We start from the raw sequence: 786 nt of genomic DNA, 5'->3' as shown, positions 1-786 counted from the left end.
CAGCAGGCTGGCGCCGATCGGCGTGCCGGCCTCCGCCGCGGCATAGGCGGCGGTGAGCGCGGCGTTACGGATCTCGCCGCCGGTCACGTCGCAGGACGCCGCCAGCGCGCGCAGGTCGAGCCCGGGCGCGAGCTGGCCCGCCGGGAGGTGCGCGCGCCACAGCGCCAGGCGCTGCGCGGGGCCGGGACGGCGGAAGGGGATGCTGAGGTCGAAGCGGCGCAGGAAGGCCTCGTCCATGCCGTCGGCCAGGTTGGTCGCCAGCAGCGCCACGCCCTCGAAGCGCTCCAGGCGCTGCAGCAGGTAGTTCACCTCGATGTTGGCGTAGCGGTCATGCGCGTCCTGCACCGCCGTGCGCTTGCCGAACAGCGAATCCGCCTCGTCGAAGAACAGCAGCGCGGCGAAGCCCTCGGCGGCAGCGAAGAGCTCGGCCAGGTTCTTCTCCGTCTCGCCAATGTATTTCGAGACGATGCGCGAGAGGTCGGCGGCCAGCAGCGGCAGGCCGAGGCGCAGCGCGACCGCCTCCGCCGCCAGCGTCTTGCCGGTGCCGGGCTCGCCGGTCAGCAGCGCGACCAGCGCGCTGCCGCCGCTGTCCATCCCCCAGGTCTCGCGGACCGTGGCACGGTGGCGGACGCGGCGTACCAGTTCCTCCAGCGGCGCGGCGGTGACGGGGTCCAGCACAAGGCGATCCCAGGCGACGGCGGGCTCGCGCAGCGCGGCCAGGCGCGCGGCGCGCGGCGGCGCCACTTCCATCCGCGCAGCCAGCAGCGCGGCGGGTTCCGGCCGCTC

Annotated in this window: 1 protein-coding gene; it reads right to left on the bottom strand. The window is 74.9% G+C overall.

Features of this window, described 5'->3' with window-relative positions:
- The coding region (locus tag OZN99_RS32750) for an ATP-binding protein (protein ID WP_270939350.1) at nucleotides 1–786 on the bottom strand (786 nt) is incomplete at both ends.

Origin of the sequence: Falsiroseomonas oryzae, assembly GCF_027856955.1 — a bacterium.
GTDB lineage: Bacteria > Pseudomonadota > Alphaproteobacteria > Acetobacterales > Acetobacteraceae > Falsiroseomonas > Falsiroseomonas oryzae.
This window is presented reverse-complemented; position numbering and strand designations above follow the sequence as displayed.